Genomic DNA, 15,878 nt, shown 5'->3' with positions numbered 1-15,878 from the left:
CCGAAGGGGCTTCAGCCTCCTTGAGGCGGCTCGGCGGAGGCTGACATGACGCAGATCACCGTCAAGGTTGCGCGCAAGGCGCAGGAAGCGCAGGACATCGCCAGCTTCGAGCTGGTCAAGCCGGACGGCTCCGCCCTGCCCGGCTTCAGCGCCGGCTCGCACATCGACGTGCAGGTGCCCGGCGGCCTCACGCGCCAGTACTCGCTGTGCAACGACGCGGCGGAAAAGCACCGCTACCGCATCGCGGTGCTGCGCGACCCGGCTTCCCGCGGCGGCTCCGCGGGCATGCATGACGCGGTCAAGGAAGGCGACACGCTCCTGATCAGCGAGCCGCGCAACCACTTCCCCCTGGTGCATGCCCAGCGCACGGTGCTGCTGGCCGGCGGCATCGGCGTGACGCCCTTGTTGTGCATGGCGCAGCGCCTGGCGCAGATCGGGGCCGAGTTCGAGATGCACTACTGCACCCGCTCGCCTTCGCGCACCGCCTTCCGCGACGAGATCGCGGGCGCCGACTGGGCCGAACGCGTGGACTTCCATTTCGACGATGGAGATGCGGGCCAGAAGCTGCAGCTCGAGGAAGTGCTGGCCAAGCATGACCCGGGCACCCACGTCTACGTCTGCGGCCCCACCGGCTTCATCGACTGGGTGGTCAAGACCGCGGACCGTCTCGGCTGGGCCAAGGACCAGGTGCACCTGGAATACTTCGGCGCTGCCCCGCAGGACACCACGGGCGACCGCCCCTTCCAGGTGAAGATCGCCAGCAGCGGCGCGACCTACGCGGTCGGCGCCGACGAGACGGTGGTGCAGGCGCTGCAGAAGCACGGCATCGAGATCCTCACCTCCTGCGAGCAGGGCGTCTGCGGCACCTGCATCACCCGCGTGCTGCAGGGCGAGTGCGACCACCGCGACCTGTACTTCACCGACGAAGAGAAGTCCAAGCACGACCAGTTCACGCCTTGCTGCTCGCGGGCGAAATCGGCGGTGCTGGTGCTGGACATGTGAGGGGGCACCGGTGGGGTTCGCGCGGAGGGTGAGCGAACGCGAACCCGCCGCGCCCGGAGCACCCCTCCCCGACCGTTTAAGATCCCCGCTTCCCCGAGAGACACCACCATGATGAAACTCCCCGCCCGCTACGACCACGTCGGCAGCTTCCTGCGCCCGAAGTACCTGCTCGAAGCCCGCGCGCAGAAGGCCCGCGGCGACATCACGCCCGAGCAGCTGCGCAAGGTGGAAGACCAGGCGATCACCGAGATCGTGAAGTTCCAGGAGGACGTGGGCCTCAAGAGCGTCACCGACGGCGAGTTCCGCCGCACCTACTTCCACATCGACTTCCTCGAGCAGCTCGGTGGCGTCAAGACCGACATCCCGGTCACGATCAAGAAGCCCGACGGCACCGAGGAGCTGGCCCCGCCGGTGATCCGCGTCACCGACAAGGTGCGCCACGCCAAGGACATCCAGAAGGCCGACTTCGAGTACCTCAAGTCCCAGGTCTCCGCCGGCCACACGCCCAAGGTGACCATCCCCTCGCCGACCATGCTGCACTTCCGCGGCGGCCGCGCGGGCATCAGCAAGGACGCCTATCCCGAGCTGGACCCGGCCTTCTACGACGACGTGGCCAAGGCCTATGGCGACGAGCTGCGCTCCCTGTACGAGGCGGGCTGCCGCTACGTGCAGATGGACGACACCAACCTGGCCTACCTGTGCGACGAGAAGATGCGCGAGGCGGCCCGCCAGCGCGGCGACGACCCCAACGAGCTGCCGCACCGCTACGCGAAGTTCATCAACAAGGTCGTGGCGCAGAAGCCCGAAGGCATGCTGCTGGCCATGCACCTGTGCCGCGGCAACTTCAAGAGCACGCACGCCGCTGCCGGCAATTACGAGCCCGTGGCCGAGGCGCTGCTCACCGAGATGAACATCGACGCGTTCTTCCTGGAGTACGACGACGAGCGTTCGGGCGACTTCCGGCCGCTGCGCTACCTGAAGCCGGGCAAGACGGTCGTCCTGGGCCTGGTCACCACCAAGTTCGACCAGCTCGAAGACAAGGACGCCCTGAAGCGCCGCATCGACGAAGCGGCGAAGTACGCCCCGATGGAGCAGCTGGCACTGTCGCCCCAGTGTGGCTTTTCCAGCACGGTCCACGGCAACAACATCCACGTCGAAGCGCAACGCAACAAGCTGCGGCTGGTGATCGACACCGCGCGCGAGATGTGGGGCGACTAGGCGTCCGTCTCGTCCGCTCAGTCAAGCGCCGCCCCCGCGGCGCTTTTTTTTCGCCGAGAATGACCGCATGGCAGCTGTGTTGTTGATCGAGGACGACGAGGCCCAGCGCTTCGTCGCCCGTTTCGCCCTGAAGAAGGCAGGCCACGAAGTGCAGGAGGCCGCAGATGGCGTGGAAGGCCTGCGCGCCGCGCGCGAGCAGTGCCCGGACGTGATCGTGTGCGACGTGATGATGCCGGCGGTGACCGGCTACGACGTCCTGGCACAGCTGCGCGCGGACCCCAACCTGGCCACGATTCCCGTCATCCTGCTGACGGCCATGTCCGACCGCAAGCACATGCGCCAGGGCATGACCGCGGGTGCCGACGACTACATCACCAAGCCGTACCGCCCCGACGAGCTGTGCGAAGCGGTGACCGCGGTGCTGGCGCGCCGCCAGGTGCAAGAGGAAGCGTTCCGCACGTCCGTGTCCGACATCGTCGAGACCGCGCTGGAGCAGCAGAAGGAAACCCTGGGCCGCCACTACGAAAGCCAGCTGCAGCGCGCGATCAACAAGCGCTGGACGCAGGCCCACGGCGCCACCGACCTGCACTACGCGCGCGCCTTCCTCCTGCTGGCCGACCTGATCGGCGACACGCCGGACGAAGAGGCAGCGCTGGCGGAGCGCGTCAAGCAGGGGCAGCAGGCGGCGCGCGACACGCTGTACCTGTTCGGCGCCACGCAGGTGCTGCCTTATGGGCCCAAGCTGATGGCCGTGTTCGCGGCCGATGCCGAAACGAGGACGACGCCGGTGGAACGGCAGGTGCTGCGCGCCGCCGTCGCGCTGGCAAAGAGCGTGCCGCGCGAGCGCAAGGTGCGCATCGCCCTGCACGCCGGCCCGGTTGCGCTGGTGGCCATGACGGACGGGCTGCACGGTGACCAGGGCCATGCACTGGTCCCCGGTGAAGCGGTGCACGCGGTGGGCGCGCTGGAGGAAGCGGCCGCCGCCGAAGGCTGGCGCATCGCCGCCAGCGACAGCCTCGCGACCTTGCTGGGGGCGCAGGCCATGCTCGGGCGGCGCGGCCGCACCCGGCGCGGCGACGCGGGCGTCGAGATCCTGGGCGTGGCGCCGGCCACTTGAGCCCTCCCCCCGCGGCGCGCACAATGGCGCGGCGCAACGCAGGAGGCTTCCATGCTGCAGTTCCCGCTGTCCCGCCGTCCCGTGCTGGCCTGGCTGGCCGCCGGCGCCCTGCTCCCTGGAACCTCACGCGCGCAAGCCGGCAGCGCGTTCCAGTCCTGGAAGCTCGCGACCTCGCGCCGCACCGGCATCCACGACGTCGCGCCGGCGCCCGATGGCGGCGTGTTCTTCTCCGCACAGGCCAGCGGCCACCTAGGCTGGTTCGAGCCGTCCACGGGCCGCACCGAACTCGTCCCGCTGGGTCCGGGCTCCTCGCCGCACGGCGTGGTGCAAGGGCCGGACCGCGCAGCCTGGCTCACCGACGGCGGACAGAACGCCATCGTGCGCGTCGGCTGGCCGGACCGCAAGGTGAGCGCCTTCCCCCTGCCCGCCGGCACGCCCTGGGCGAACCTCAACACCTGCACCTTCGATGGCGACGGCGACCTCTGGTTCACCGGCCAGTCCGGCTACGTCGGCAAGCTCGCCGTGAAGACGGGACAGGTGAGCGTGAAGCAGTCGCCGCGCGGCCGCGGGCCCTACGGCATCTGCACGACGCCTGCCGGCGAGGTGTGGTGGTGTTCGCTTGCCGGCTCCTTCATCGCCCACGTCGACCGCAAGACCGGCGAGTCGCGCATCGTGGAGCCGCCCACGCGCGACCAGGGCGCGCGGCGCGTCTGGAGCGACAGCCGCGGCCGCATCTGGGTCAGCGAGTGGAACAGCGGCCAGGTCTCCATGCACGACCCCGCCGCGAACAGCTGGCGCGCCTGGAAGGTCCCGGGCGACCGGCCGATGATCTACGCCGTCTACGTGGACGAGCGCGATCGCGTCTGGGTCAGCGACTTCGGCGGCAACGCGGTGTGGGCGTTCGACCCGCGCAGCGAGAAGTTCGAGAAGTTCGCCCTGCCGCGCGAGAGCGGCAACGTGCGGCAGATCCTGGGTCGCAAGGGCGAGGTGTGGCTGCCGGAAAGCGGCACGGAGCACATCGCCGTGATCCGCAGCGCGGCCGCCTAGTTCAGCACGTACACCAGGCCGAAGGCGCCCACGGACAGCGTCCTGTCGCCGGCGTTGGTGTACGAGGCGACGCCCAGCGAGTGGTAGTTCGATGCGAAGGCCTTGAGCGCCCCCACGCCGAACACCTTGGCGACCGGGCTGCGCTCGCCCACCGATTCCTGGATGCGCTCGCGGTGGCGCTGCGGCGAGGGGTTCAGCACGGCGGCGAGCAGCAGCGCGGCGACGAGGACGATGGCGGTGGTGAGGGTCTTGTGGCGCATTCGGTTTCCGTCAGGGCTGCGGCTCAGGCGCGTCCGAGCAGGACGTCGCGCCGCTGCAGGCTGTCCGCCGGCCAGTACTGGCGGCGGTCGTAGTACGCGGGCACCGCCGGAACGCCCGCAGGCAGTTGCACCCAGGGCTGCCTGGAGGCGGTGTAGATGTGGATGTCGGGCGGCAGCGCGTCCGGGTCGTCCAGCGTGCCCACGCGCACGAAGTGCACGCGCGCGCCGGCACCGGCGTAGTTGCTCCAGACCGCGATCTGGCAGCGCGGGCAGCGCGCGATGCGCTGGCCCTTGCCGCTTTCCGACGGCGTGTCGACCACGACCGGCTCGCCGGCCAGCAGCTCGACGCGGTCGGCCTCGATCATCGCGTTGAGGGCGAAGGAAGCGCCGCTCTCGCGCTGGCACCAGCGGCAATGGCAGCAGTGCACGAACAGCGGCGCCGTGCGCATGCGGTAGCGCAGGTAGCGGCAGTCACAGCCACCTTCGAGCGGGAAGTGCGCGGGACTCGTCACGGTTGGGCTGCATCATCCGGGAGTTCGGCGGCAGGCACAAGCCGGGCGCGGCCCAGCCACCACACCGCCCCGCACAGCGCCAGCAGCGTGGCGAGGGAACTGGCGGCCATCGCCCGGGCCGAAGGCGGTGGCGGCGCGACGGTCATCCCGGCCAGCGTCAAGCCAAGGATGGCGAGCACCAGCACGACCAGGGCGCGCGAGCGCCCTTGCGCAAGTGCCGCTCCCCTGGCGAATACCCAGAGTCCGGCCAGGACGATGCCCGACTCCAGCGCGAGCGCCCAGGGCAGGTGGTCCCACGCGCCCAGCCCCAGGTGCGGCGAGTCCGCGCCAAGCAGCGGCAGTTCGGGCCGATGGACCAGGAGGTCGAGGATCCAGTGCGAGAACACGGCCGCGGCGAGCAGGAGGGCGGCCCGCCGGCTGCCCGTGACGCCGAACGCCGCCGCGCCGACGGCCGCCGACCACCCGAGGCTGGCTGCCAGGCCGTGCGACCACGGGAAGACGAACGCGGCCTGGTGGGATGCCGCGAAATCCGGCGGGATGGTGACGGACTCCCACCCCAGCAGGATGAAGGTCCACAGGAGCAAATCCGACAGCAGCGCGGCGGCGACGAAGGCGCCCGCATTCACGCGGCGCTGCGCACCCGCGAGCGCCAGCGCCGCCCCGACGTGCCCGGCGAACACGGTCTCACACGGCGGGTCGCACGCCGGCGTGCGTGCCGGCCCATTGGCCAGCGACGATGACCAGCGGGATCAGGAGCTCGGCGATCACGTAGGTGAGCCACAGCGCATGCGGTTCGGGCAGGCCGACCTGGGACATGGAGATCAGCCGGCCGACGCCGCCCATGAAGCAGCCCAACGCGATCAGGTAGACCAGCGTGCCCTGCTCCCGCACGGTCCACGCCGCCCAGGCCGCGATCACTCCCATCGACAGGTAGACGGCGCCGAGGAAGCGGTGCAGGTTGTCCAGCCGCGGGGTGGTCTCGGGCTGGCCCAGGCTGACCTGCAGGGTGCCGCCGAACAAGGCGATGGCGGCGACGAGGAAGAGGCAGACCTGCACGACGCGTTGGCTGGCTGGCATGGGGCACCCCGCTGGATGCGCGCATGGTAGCCCTGCGCCCCGGCCCGGCCAACCCCGGCCGGCGCCGCCCTATTTCGCCCGCTTCGCCTTCGCGGTGGAGGCGTTGAGGGCCACCGCGGCGCGGACCAGCGCCTTGAACGCGCCTGCGTCCACGGTCTCGCCCTCGTGGATGTCGATCGCGCGCCGGGTGTTCCCTTCCAGGCTGGCGTTGAACAGGCGCGCCGGGTCCGCCAGCGCGGCGCCCTTGGCGAAGGTCAGTTTCACCACCGCCTTGTACGACTCGCCGGTGCACAGGATCCCGTCGTGGGACCAGACCGGCGTGCCCCGCCACTTGACCTCCTCCACGACACCGGGGTCGGCTTCCAGGATCAGCTTGCGCATCCTGGCGAGGGTCGTGCCGCGCCAGTCGCCGAGATCGGCGATCCTGCGGTCGATCAGGGTGGACGCGTTCGCGTCGCCCGGCGCGGCGGCGGTCGAAGGCCGGGATTTCATGGGCGGGAGCCTGGCGCCGTCCTTCAACGCTGCGCCTTGTCCTTGGCGTTCTGTGCCTCGATGCGCTCGCGCGCCGCCTGCCACTCGGCGTCGCTCCAGTCGCGCAACTCGTAGAAGTTGCCGCCGGTGGCGAGCGCGTTGCCGCCGTCCATCATGATGGCCTGGCCGGTGAGCCAGTCGCATTGCCCGGGCGCCATGAGGAAGGCGGCGAGGTTCTGCAGTTCGCTCATGCGGCCGGCGCGCGCCATCGGGTTGCGCGCCTTGCTGCGCGCGCCCGGCTCCTCGCCGGGATTGAGCCGCTTGCTCATGCCCTCGGTCGGGATCTCGCCGGGCCCCACGGCGTTCAGGCGCACGCCATGGCGCGCCCACTCCACCGCGAGCGACTTGGTCATGACCTCGATGCCGGCCTTGCTCATGGCCGAGGGCACGACATAGGGGCTGCCGTTGTCCACCCAGGTCGTGATGATGCTCATGACGCTGCGCCAGGGCTGGTCGGGCTTCCACTCGCCCGACTTGGCCTGCGCAATCCAGCGCTTGCCCACGGCCTGGGTGACGTAGAAGGTGCCGTGGAAGACGATGTTGGCGATGGCGTCGAAGGCGCGCGGCGACAGGCTTTCGGTCGGTGCGATGAAGTTGCCCGCCGCGTTGTTCACCAGCCCGGTGAGGCCGCCGCCGTCCCACAGGGCCTGCACCATCTCCTCCACGGCCTGTGCCACGCGGATGTCGACGCCGAAGGTGTCGACGCGCCGGCCCGGGAAGCGCTCGCGCCACTGCGCGGCGGTCTCGTCGCAGACCTGCTTGCGGCGGCCGCAGATGGCGACGTCGCCGCCGAGGGAGAGGAAGTGTTCGGCCATCGCCCGGCCCAGGCCGGTGCCGCCGCCGGTGACCAGGATGCGCTGGCCCGCGAACAGTTGCGCTGCGTACATGGCTGTCTCCCCCGGGCGGCGCCCGATGCCGGGCAATGTAGCAGCCGCCGCGGCTGCCAGGAAGCCGGCTCAGGCCGGCAGCGGCACCTGGACTTCCAGCCGCGTGCCCCCGCCCGGTTCGCTCGCGATGGCGAAGGTCCCTTGCAGCAGCTGCACGCGTTCGCGCACGCCCACCAGGCCCAGCGAGGCCGGCCGGCGCGGCCGGGCGGGCGCGAAGCCCACGCCATCGTCCTGCACGGCGAGCACCACGTCGTCGCCCTCGCGGCGCAGGCGCACCTGCACGCGGCTGGCGTGCGCGTGCTTGGCCACGTTCACCAGCGATTCCTGCAGGATGCGGAACAGGCCGGTGGCCTGCGGGTCCTCCACGTGCAGCGCCGCGTCCACGTCCAGCTCGCAGGCGATGCCGTGCCGTTCCTCGAAGTTGTGCGCCAGCCATTCGACCGCGGCCAGCAGGCCCAGGTCGTCGAGAACGGGCGGGCGCAGGTCCGCGGCGATCCTGCGCGTGGCTGCGACGGCCATGTCCAGCAGTTCCAGCATGGCTTGCAGGCGTGCCTGGCTCGCTTCGCGCTGCTCCAGGTTGTCGCGGACCCACGCCGTGTCCAGCTTGAGCGCCGTGAGCGTCTGCGCCAGTTCGTCGTGCAGCTCGCGAGCGATGCGCGCCTTTTCCTCCTCGCGGGCGCGCACCGCCTCGGCGGCGACGGCCGCGAGCTCCTCCTTGCCGCGTGCGCGTTCGCCCGCATCGCGCACGACGACGGGCAGGATGCGGCCTTGCGGTCCCTGAAGCTGTGCGTCCATGCGGCCCCTAGAGGTAGCGTTCCGCCTGCGCGAGCAGGTCCTGCGGTGGCGGCACGTCGGCGCGTGCGCAGCGCACGAACGCGACCACCGCCTGCGTCCGCTCGCCGATGCGCAGCTCCACGAGCGTCAGCGCCTGCTGCGGCTCGGCCTCGGCCGCGTCCACCTTCACGTTCATGCGGTCCAGGCGCAGCTCGGTGCGCTCCAGGCTCACGTAGCGCGCGGGATGGCCGAAGACCTCCTTGATCTGCGCGATGTAGCCGTCCAGGGTGACCAGCGTGGACTTGACCTCGATGTAGTCCTTGACGGCCTCGTCGAGCTCGCGCTTGACCTCCGCGATCTGCTGCTCGATGGTGGCGGGGTCGTCCACGATGCCCTGCATGCCGTCCTGCGCCAGTTTCAGGAAGCGCAGGCGGGTGGAGAGCCAGGCCTTGTGCTGCTCCTTCTTCACGCCCTGGCGATCGATCTCCAGGATGCGGCCCAGCGCCACCTGGGCCAGGCGCAGCACGATGCGCTTGCCGACCTCCAGCCGCGTCTGCGCCTCGCTGTCGGACGGCCCGACGAGCCGGTGGCCGGTGAACGCCACCGTCGTGCGCGTCACGTCCTCCATCAGCATCCCGCCCTGGTAGCGGGGCGCGAACACCGTCTTCTCCTCGCGCCGCATGCCCAGCAGCGCGATCGCCTCCTGCGCACCCGCGTGCGAGGCGAAGAAGGCGCGCAGTTCCTTGCTGCGTCCCAGGAAGGCGGGGATGTCGTCGGGACTGGCGAAAAAGGCGTTCAGGCAGCGGTCCTCGCCCCAGCGGCTGCGGGTGAGCAGCAGCGGCTCCAGCGGCGTGCGGCCGATCTCGCGCAGGTAGGCGATGGTGGCGCGGATGCACGGGTCCAGCTTCTCGCGGTAGCGCCGGTCGGCCCGCACCCGGGGCTCCACGGTGTCGACGACCAGGTCCGTCAGCTCCGCGACCAGCGCCTGGTCGGGCGCGTCTTCCGTGCGGCCGAACAGGGCCGCGACCACGCGGTCGATCAGGGAGGCGGCGGCCACGCTACCAGTCCATGGTGGGCACCCACGCGTTCAGCGGCTTGCCCTGGTACAGGCGGCCCCGGATGCGGTTGGCCAGTTGCTCGGCATGCGAGCGGGTGGTTTCCATTTCGATCAGCGCCGTCGGGGCGCCGCTCTCGTGCACGAGCTTGATGGCCTCCACGGGCGCGAAGGGCGACAGCGCGTCGCGGATGCCCTCCTCGTCGACGTCGTCGGGCAGGTTGCCGATCACGATGCGCATGGTTTGCTCCTCACCCCATGATGTTCACGCCGCCATCGACGTACACGGTGCCGCCGGTGATGCGGCGCGCGTACGGCGTGGCCAGATAGGCGCAGGCGAAGCCCACGTCCATGATGTCCACCAGCTCGCCCACGGGCGCGCGCTGCATCGCTTCGTTCAGCAGCAGGTCGAAGTCCTTCAGGCCGGAGGCGGCACGGGTCTTCAGCGGACCGGGCGAGATGGGATGCACCCGGATGCCCCTGGGCCCGAGCTCGTAGGCCAGGTAGCGGCAGGACGCCTCCAGCGCCGCCTTCACCGGGCCCATCAGGTTGTAGTTGGCCACCACCTTCTGGGCGCCGTGGTAGCTCATGGCGAACAGGGTGCCGCCTTCCGTCATCAGGGGCGCGGCGAGCCTGGCCATGCGGATGAAGGAGTGGCAGGAGATGTCCATCGCGCCGGCGAAGCCCGCGGCGCTGCTGTCCAGGAGGCCGCCCTGCAGGTCCTCCTTGGGCGCCCAGGCGATCGAGTGCACCACGATGTCGAGCCGACCCCAGGTGTCGCGCACGCGCTCGAACACGGCCTCCATCTCGCCCGGCTTGGCCGCGTCCAGCGGCAGCAGCAGCGGCGACTCGATCTGCCGCGCCAGCGGCTCCACGTAGGTCTTCGCCTTCTCGTTCAGGTAGGTCAGCGCCACCTCGGCGCCCAGTTGCCGGAAGGCCGACGCGCAGCCCCAGGCAATGGAGTGTTCGTTGGCGACGCCGACGACCAGCGCCTTCAGGCCCTTCAGGGGCGGCGTGGGGACAGGCTTCATGGTGCGCTCCTCGGTTCCAGCGTGAGGGTGAGGTGGACGGCGCCCGAGGCGCGTTGCTGCGCGAGCGGCAGGCCGGCGCCGCGCAGCAGGCGCAGCATGGGGGTGTTCTCGGCCAGCACGTCGGCGTGGATGCGTTGGATGCCCGCGGCACGCGCGACCGCGCCCAGGTGACGCAGGAGCACCGTGCCCAGGCCGCGGCCCTGGTGCGTGTCCTCCACCGCGCAGGCCATCTCGGCCTCGCCCGGCGCCAGCACGACGTAGCGCGCGCCACCCACGATGCGCTCGCCCCCGGCATGCGGCTCGGTGGCGACGAGCGCCACGTGCCGGATGAAGTCGACATTCACGAAGCGGGAGACTTCCTCCTCGCTGAAGCCGTTGCGCGGCGCGAAGAAGCGGCGCACGACGGATTCATCGCTCATGCGGCCGACCGACTGGCGCAGGGCGTCCGCGTCGCCGGGGCGCAGGGCGCGGATCTCCACGCACGTGCCGTCCCGCAGCGTGTCCCGGGCACGGTAGGCCGCCGCATCCATTCAGCCGGCCATGAGCGCCCGCGCATGCCGGGCGATCATCAGCTCTTCGTTCGTGGGAAGCACCCACGCGGACACGCGGCTGCCGGCGGCGCTGATGCGCGGCCCGTCCTTCGCGTTCGCGGCCGGATCGAGTTCGACGCCGAGCCAGGCGGCGTCCTCGCACACGCGCTGGCGGATGAAGGCGGCGTGCTCGCCGATGCCGGCGGTGAACACGATCGCATCCAGCCCGCCGAGCGACGCGGCCAGCGAGCCCAGCTCGCGGCGGATGCGGTAGATGTACAGGTCGATCGCCATCCGCGCCCGCGCATCGTCGCTGGCCAGCAGCGCGCGCATGTCGCTGGAGATGCCGGACACGCCCAGCAGCCCGGACTGGTTGTAGACCAGCTTCTCGATCGCGCGCACATCCATGCCGCGCTGGTCCATGAGGTAGAGGATCACGCCGGGGTCCACCGCACCGCAGCGCGTCCCCATCGGCAAGCCGTCCACCGCCGTGAAACCCATGGTGCTCGCCACGCTGCGGCCCGCCTGCAGCGCGCACATGCTGGCGCCGTTGCCCAGGTGCAGCACCACGGTGCGGCCCTGGGCCGCGCGCTCGTCCACCTGCGGCAGCACCGAGGCGATGTACTCGTACGACAGGCCGTGGAAGCCGTAGCGGCGCACGCCCTCCTCGTGCAGCTTCGCGGGCAGCGCGAACATCTGCGCCACCTCGGGGTTGCCGCGGTGGAAGGCGGTGTCGAAGCAGGCGACCTGGGGCAGTTCCGGCAGGCGCTCCAATACCACCTGGATCGCCCCCAGGTTGTGCGGCTGGTGCAGCGGTGCCAGCGGCTCGAAGCGCCGCAGCTGCTCCACCACCGCCGCGGTGACGCGCACCGGGGCGGCGAAATCCATCCCGCCGTGCACCACGCGGTGCCCGATGGCGGCCAGCCGGTCACGCCCCAGGTGCGTGCGCACGTAAGGCACGAGGTGGTCCAGGGCCCCCGCATGCCCCAGTTGCACGCCGTCGGCCCAGGTGGTCTCTTCCAGCACTTCGCCGTCCTTGTCCTTCGCCACGAAGCGCGGACGCGTGTGCAGGCCCTCGACCTGGCCGCGCAAGGACAGCTCGAGGCCGTTGCCGCGCAGCAGGAACAGGGAGTACTTGATGCTCGAGGAGCCGGCGTTGAGGACCGCGATCGCGTCTGCCATGGCCTGCTCCTATTGCACCGCCTTGGCCAGCGCGTCGCGCCGGGCATTGGCCACCAGGGAGGCGACGGCGCAGGAAGCGAGCCGGGTCATCACCGAGTCGGCGCGGCTGGTCAGGATCACCGGCACCTTGGCGCCCAGGACGATGCCCGCGGCATCGGCGTCGGCCAGGAAGCTCAGGCTCTTGGCGAGCATGTTGCCCGCCTCGAGGTCCGGCACGATCAGCACGTTGGCCCGGCCGGCCACCGGCGAGTCGATCTTCTTGATCGCCGCCGCCTTCAGGTCGATCGCGTTGTCCAGCGCCAGCGGACCGTCCAGGATGCCGCCGGTGATCTGGCCGCGGTCGGCCATCTTGCACAGCGCCGCGGCCTCGACCGTCGAAGGCACTTTGGGGTTGACCGTTTCCATGGCCGACAGGATGGCCACGCGCGCCTCTTCCCCGCCGAGGGCGTGGATCAGGTCGATCGCGTTCTGCACGATGTGGACCTTGTCTTCCAGGGTCGGGGCGATGTTGACCGCGGCGTCGGAAATGACCAGGGGCGTGTCGTGGTTCGGCACGTCCATGACGAAGCAGTGGCTGACCCGCCTGGAGGTGCGCAGGCCGCCTTCCCGCGCGACCACCGCTGCCATGAGTTCGTCCGTGTGCAGGCTGCCCTTCATCAGGCATTCCGCCCGCCCTTCGCGCACCAGCCGCACCGCCTCCGCCGCCGCGGCATGGCTGTGCGGCGCGTCGACGATCTCGTACTTCGAGATGTCGATGTCGGCCGCCTGCGCCGCCGCCCGGATCTTGTGCACGGGGCCGACCAGGATGGGCGCGATCAGGCCCAGCTTCGCCGCGTCGACGACGGCCGTGAGCGAGGACGCGTCGCACGGGTGGGCGACGGCCGTCGGCACCGCCGGCAGCTTCTTGGCCCGGGCGAGCAGCAGCTCGTAGTTGTGGTGCGTGCTCATCGCGCGCCTTTCTGCGCCACGCGGCGCCCACCGGAGCGACTGCGGCTGCCGCCGTTGCCCGCGCCCACGCTGGTGCGGATGCGCTCCATCATCGCGACCTGCTCGGGCAGCGGCTTGACCTTCTGCACGCGCTTGTCGGCCAGCACGTGGTCCAGCAGCGACAGGAAGCGCTCCCGGTCCGAAGCCGCGGGCAGCAGCCGCGGCAAGGTCTCGATGGCCTGCTCGGGCGCATACCGCACGATCAGCTCCTGCTCGCCGCGCACGCGCCGGGCCTCGTCCAGCGTCATGGCGGGCAGCAGGTCCTTGTATTCCTTCATCAGGTCCTTCTTCAGCTCCAGCCGCTCCAGCGGCAGCGGCTCGCCCTTGCGCGCGAGCAGGTAGGCGGCGCGCGCGGTCGCTTCGGCATAGCCGCCGTGGTCGATGGCTTCCAGCGCCTCCTTCACCACGGGAAGCTGGCGCGGGTCGCGCACCACGTCGCGGGCGCCGGGCGCGTCCCCGGCGCGATCGGCGAGATAGACCGAGAACATGTTGCCGTACAGCTGGAAGAACTGCGCCTCGCTGAGCGCGTCGCGCACCCCGCGGTAGTAGTCCATGGAAGCGCTGGTCAGCTCGGACATCAGCTTCTCGCCCTGGCGCGACGGGTGCTCGGGCGGCAGCGCCTTGCGCTGCTGCCGCACCATCTCCGCCGCCGGCTTGAGCCACCAGGTCGCGGGATTGAGGTCGGACACCGCCCAGCGCTGGTAGCGCAGGGGGTGGAAGCTGCGCCCGAGCTTGGCCCCGAGGTCGGTGGACATGGCCTGCACCAGCGGCCGCGCGAACAGCTCGTAGGCGTGCTGGTTGAAGTCGGAGAGGGCGGCGACCGCCTCGAAGGGCTTCTCGTCGCTGCGCTCGAAGCGGTTCAGGTTCGGGGTCAGCTCCTCCAGCGTCTTTTCCTGGAAGCTCACCTCGTACACGGGCTTGCCGTCCGGCCCCTTGCGCTCGGCGATCGCCATGCCGTACAGGCCGGGCGCGAGCGCCTCGATGGACTCCATCACCTCGACGATCTGCGCGTGTTCCTTCTTGGCCACCTTGCCCGAGACGAAGATTCCGAGGTGGCCGATGTCCTGGTGCAGCAGCCCGACGATCACCTGGCCGCGCACCTTGATCTCCTCGGTGCTGCCGTACACGTCGGCGACCCAGTTGAAGGCCTGTTCCGGCGGCGTGATGTTGTCGCCCATGGAAGCGAACAGGATGATGGGCACCTTCATCTCGCGCAGGTCGAACACGCCGCCCGCGCCGTCCTGCACGCCGCCCTTCCACAGCTTGTTGCCGACGAACAGGTTGCGGGTGATCCACTCGATCTCCTCGCGGTTCATCAGGAAGAAGCCGCCCCACCAGCGCTCGAACTCCAGGTAGCGCGGCGGCTCGGTGTCGACGTTCGCGAACAGGTGGTAGTACTTGTCCCAGTAGGTGTTGGCCGGATGCAGGTTCTCGAAGTTCTGCACCAGCCAGGCGCCGTCGAACTTGCCGCCGCCGATGTCCGAGGTGAGCGATGCGAGCCAGGTGCCACCGAGCAGCCCGCCCGCGTAGCGCATCGGGTTGTCGCCCTCGCCCTCTTCCCAGGCGCCACCCCAATACGACATCGGAGCGCCGTTGATCACCACCGGGCCGGTGTCGTCGGGATTGGCGCTGGCCAGCATCATCGCGGCCCAGCCGCCCTGGCAGTTGCCGACGATCGCCGGCTTGGGCGCGTCGGGATGCCGCGCGCGCACGTGCTGCACGAACAGGCGCTCGGCCTCGCACACGTCCAGCAGCGTCTGGTCCGGCTCGGGCTCCGGGAAGAAGATCACGAAGTAGACGGGGTGTCCTTCGCGCAGCGCCACGCCGACCTGCGAGTCGTCCTTGAAGCCGCCGATGCCGGGGCCATGGCCCGCGCGCGGGTCGATGATGACGTAGGGGCGCAGGCCGTCGTCCACGGTCACGCCGCGCGGCGGCACGATGCGCACCAGCGCGTAGTTGACGGCCCGCTCCAGGGTGCGGCCGTCCATGACCATCTCGTACTCGAAATGCAGCACGGGCGGCAGGCCGGCGCGCGTGTGCTCCACGAAGTTGTTGCCCCGTTCGCGCAAGGTGTCCCAGAACAGCACGGAGCGCTGGGCGAAGTCGATCGCGTACTGCCCGGCGCTGGCCAGGGCCTCCATTGGCGTGGGCGGCGTGTCGCCGGCGGCTGCGCCATAGCGGTCGACCGCTGCGCGGGCGCGTTCGGTGAACAGTTCGCGGGCGACGTTCAGGCGCTTCTGCAGCAGCTGGCCGACCTTGGCCGACAGCTCCGCGCTGCGCGACAGGTGACGGGTGGGGTCTTGCATGGCTCTCCCGGTGCGACGAGGTTGCGCCCGCGGCGGAACGTCCGCACGGGCTGCAGCGATGGTCGGGAATTGCTGCAGCGCCGGCCATCGGACCAAGGTCCCATGGGTGCCAAAGAGGCGCGCCACCCCTGCCAATGCGAGCGCGCGGGGCCGCCGCTGCCGCGTCGTGAAGTCGTGGCCAGCATCGGGGCCGCGCCGATCCATTCCGAAAAATCGCAGGAGGTCTCTGCGCGGGCCGAACGCAAAAGGTCGAGGCGCCGGGCCCGCGGCGTGTAACAGTTTTTTGTTACACGCTCGCCTCTGAGCGGCCATTGCGGGCCGGCAGCGGGAGTGCTACCTTCTGTTACCCCATCCAACGGAGCC

At 70.6% G+C, this 15,878-nt stretch carries 18 protein-coding genes; 4 read left to right on the top strand and 14 right to left on the bottom strand.

The genetic code is table 11. The features are described from left to right. The first annotated feature begins 45 nt into the window (after positions 1-45). The 4 genes from AC3EGR_RS09105 (at position 46) to AC3EGR_RS09090 (ending at position 4,384) form a co-directional block, all read left to right on the top strand. Positions 46-1,002, top strand: a complete 957-nt coding sequence (locus AC3EGR_RS09105; protein WP_488546146.1) for a PDR/VanB family oxidoreductase — start codon at positions 46-48, stop codon at positions 1,000-1,002. Between the two features lie 108 nt (positions 1,003-1,110). After that, positions 1,111-2,220 carry a 5-methyltetrahydropteroyltriglutamate--homocysteine S-methyltransferase gene (locus tag AC3EGR_RS09100; RefSeq protein ID WP_488546145.1) on the top strand — a complete coding sequence of 370 codons (1,110 nt, stop codon included), beginning with the start codon at positions 1,111-1,113 and terminating at the stop codon, positions 2,218-2,220. A 67-nt stretch (positions 2,221-2,287) separates the two neighbouring features. After that, positions 2,288-3,337 (top strand): response regulator transcription factor, encoded by a 1,050-nt coding sequence (locus AC3EGR_RS09095; RefSeq protein WP_488546144.1) that lies wholly within the window; start codon positions 2,288-2,290, stop codon positions 3,335-3,337. Between the two features lie 51 nt (positions 3,338-3,388). Next, entirely contained in the window at positions 3,389-4,384 is a 996-nt protein-coding gene (locus AC3EGR_RS09090) for a Vgb family protein (protein WP_488546143.1), read from the top strand. Here the strand turns inward: AC3EGR_RS09090 and AC3EGR_RS09085 are convergent. The 14 genes from AC3EGR_RS09085 to AC3EGR_RS09020 all read right to left on the bottom strand — a co-directional run bounded on the left by AC3EGR_RS09085 (position 4,381) and on the right by AC3EGR_RS09020 (position 15,515). Beyond that, the gene (locus AC3EGR_RS09085) at positions 4,381-4,644 is read right to left on the bottom strand and encodes a hypothetical protein (protein WP_488546142.1); all 264 of its coding nucleotides are present in this window, start codon (positions 4,642-4,644) and stop codon (positions 4,381-4,383) included. The two genes, AC3EGR_RS09090 and AC3EGR_RS09085, sit on opposite strands and share 4 nt — an antisense overlap. Positions 4,645-4,667: 23 nt before the next feature. Then, positions 4,668-5,156, bottom strand: coding sequence for a GFA family protein (locus AC3EGR_RS09080; RefSeq protein WP_488546141.1), 489 nt, complete (start codon positions 5,154-5,156; stop codon positions 4,668-4,670). Further along, positions 5,153-5,836, bottom strand: coding sequence for a hypothetical protein (locus AC3EGR_RS09075; protein WP_488546140.1), 684 nt, complete (start codon positions 5,834-5,836; stop codon positions 5,153-5,155). Before AC3EGR_RS09075 ends, AC3EGR_RS09080 begins: the two co-directional genes overlap by 4 nt. Before the next feature lie 4 nt (positions 5,837-5,840). Continuing rightward, the gene (locus AC3EGR_RS09070; RefSeq protein ID WP_488546139.1) at positions 5,841-6,233 is read right to left on the bottom strand and encodes a DUF4345 domain-containing protein; all 393 of its coding nucleotides are present in this window, start codon (positions 6,231-6,233) and stop codon (positions 5,841-5,843) included. A 69-nt stretch (positions 6,234-6,302) separates the two neighbouring features. After that, positions 6,303-6,725 carry a DUF1801 domain-containing protein gene (locus tag AC3EGR_RS09065; RefSeq protein ID WP_488546138.1) on the bottom strand — a complete coding sequence of 141 codons (423 nt, stop codon included), beginning with the start codon at positions 6,723-6,725 and terminating at the stop codon, positions 6,303-6,305. Positions 6,726-6,748: 23 nt separating this feature from the next. Then, complete coding sequence (locus AC3EGR_RS09060; protein ID WP_488546137.1) at positions 6,749-7,651, bottom strand: SDR family oxidoreductase; 903 nt, start codon at positions 7,649-7,651, stop codon at positions 6,749-6,751. Positions 7,652-7,720: 69 nt separating this feature from the next. After that, complete coding sequence (locus AC3EGR_RS09055) at positions 7,721-8,446, bottom strand: sensor histidine kinase (protein WP_488546136.1); 726 nt, start codon at positions 8,444-8,446, stop codon at positions 7,721-7,723. 7 nt (positions 8,447-8,453) lie between these two features. Further along, complete coding sequence (locus AC3EGR_RS09050) at positions 8,454-9,482, bottom strand: hypothetical protein (RefSeq protein ID WP_488546135.1); 1,029 nt, start codon at positions 9,480-9,482, stop codon at positions 8,454-8,456. Between the two features lies 1 nt (position 9,483). Continuing rightward, positions 9,484-9,720: an RNA recognition motif domain-containing protein gene (locus tag AC3EGR_RS09045; RefSeq protein WP_488546134.1), complete on the bottom strand. Its 237-nt coding sequence runs from the start codon at positions 9,718-9,720 to the stop codon at positions 9,484-9,486. Positions 9,721-9,730: 10 nt separating this feature from the next. Further along, positions 9,731-10,510 (bottom strand): enoyl-ACP reductase FabI, encoded by a 780-nt coding sequence (gene fabI / locus AC3EGR_RS09040; protein WP_488546133.1) that lies wholly within the window; start codon positions 10,508-10,510, stop codon positions 9,731-9,733. Beyond that, positions 10,507-11,040 (bottom strand): GNAT family N-acetyltransferase, encoded by a 534-nt coding sequence (locus AC3EGR_RS09035; RefSeq protein WP_488546132.1) that lies wholly within the window; start codon positions 11,038-11,040, stop codon positions 10,507-10,509. The genes fabI and AC3EGR_RS09035 overlap by 4 nt, the downstream gene beginning before the upstream one ends. Continuing rightward, positions 11,041-12,222, bottom strand: a complete 1,182-nt coding sequence (locus AC3EGR_RS09030; RefSeq protein ID WP_488546131.1) for an acetate/propionate family kinase — start codon at positions 12,220-12,222, stop codon at positions 11,041-11,043. It lies immediately after the preceding gene. A 9-nt stretch (positions 12,223-12,231) separates the two neighbouring features. Continuing rightward, positions 12,232-13,170: a phosphate acetyltransferase gene (locus tag AC3EGR_RS09025; RefSeq protein ID WP_488546130.1), complete on the bottom strand. Its 939-nt coding sequence runs from the start codon at positions 13,168-13,170 to the stop codon at positions 12,232-12,234. After that, the gene (locus tag AC3EGR_RS09020) at positions 13,167-15,515 is read right to left on the bottom strand and encodes a DUF3141 domain-containing protein (RefSeq protein WP_488546129.1); all 2,349 of its coding nucleotides are present in this window, start codon (positions 15,513-15,515) and stop codon (positions 13,167-13,169) included. Before AC3EGR_RS09020 ends, AC3EGR_RS09025 begins: the two co-directional genes overlap by 4 nt. Positions 15,516-15,878: the final 363 nt, after the last annotated feature.

This window comes from Ramlibacter sp. G4-7, from assembly GCF_057784995.1.
Note: the sequence above shows the minus strand (reverse complement) of the source record. Positions and strands in the feature narration are given on the sequence as shown.

Bases quoted from the DNA above. Each gene is read 5' to 3' on its own strand.
- AC3EGR_RS09100 (WP_488546145.1), top strand. From the start codon at position 1,111: ATGATGAAACTCCCCGCCCGCTACGACCACGTCGGCAGCTTCCTGCGC.
- fabI (WP_488546133.1), bottom strand. From the start codon at position 10,510: ATGAAGCCTGTCCCCACGCCGCCCCTGAAGGGCCTGAAGGCGCTGGTC.
- AC3EGR_RS09030 (WP_488546131.1), bottom strand. From the start codon at position 12,222: ATGGCAGACGCGATCGCGGTCCTCAACGCCGGCTCCTCGAGCATCAAG.
- AC3EGR_RS09085 (WP_488546142.1), bottom strand. From the start codon at position 4,644: ATGCGCCACAAGACCCTCACCACCGCCATCGTCCTCGTCGCCGCGCTG.
- AC3EGR_RS09035 (WP_488546132.1), bottom strand. From the start codon at position 11,040: ATGGATGCGGCGGCCTACCGTGCCCGGGACACGCTGCGGGACGGCACG.
- AC3EGR_RS09020 (WP_488546129.1), bottom strand. From the start codon at position 15,515: ATGCAAGACCCCACCCGTCACCTGTCGCGCAGCGCGGAGCTGTCGGCC.
- AC3EGR_RS09105 (WP_488546146.1), top strand. From the start codon at position 46: ATGACGCAGATCACCGTCAAGGTTGCGCGCAAGGCGCAGGAAGCGCAG.
- AC3EGR_RS09070 (WP_488546139.1), bottom strand. From the start codon at position 6,233: ATGCCAGCCAGCCAACGCGTCGTGCAGGTCTGCCTCTTCCTCGTCGCC.
- AC3EGR_RS09065 (WP_488546138.1), bottom strand. From the start codon at position 6,725: ATGAAATCCCGGCCTTCGACCGCCGCCGCGCCGGGCGACGCGAACGCG.
- AC3EGR_RS09090 (WP_488546143.1), top strand. From the start codon at position 3,389: ATGCTGCAGTTCCCGCTGTCCCGCCGTCCCGTGCTGGCCTGGCTGGCC.
- AC3EGR_RS09055 (WP_488546136.1), bottom strand. From the start codon at position 8,446: ATGGACGCACAGCTTCAGGGACCGCAAGGCCGCATCCTGCCCGTCGTC.
- AC3EGR_RS09025 (WP_488546130.1), bottom strand. From the start codon at position 13,170: ATGAGCACGCACCACAACTACGAGCTGCTGCTCGCCCGGGCCAAGAAG.
- AC3EGR_RS09045 (WP_488546134.1), bottom strand. From the start codon at position 9,720: ATGCGCATCGTGATCGGCAACCTGCCCGACGACGTCGACGAGGAGGGC.
- AC3EGR_RS09060 (WP_488546137.1), bottom strand. From the start codon at position 7,651: ATGTACGCAGCGCAACTGTTCGCGGGCCAGCGCATCCTGGTCACCGGC.
- AC3EGR_RS09095 (WP_488546144.1), top strand. From the start codon at position 2,288: ATGGCAGCTGTGTTGTTGATCGAGGACGACGAGGCCCAGCGCTTCGTC.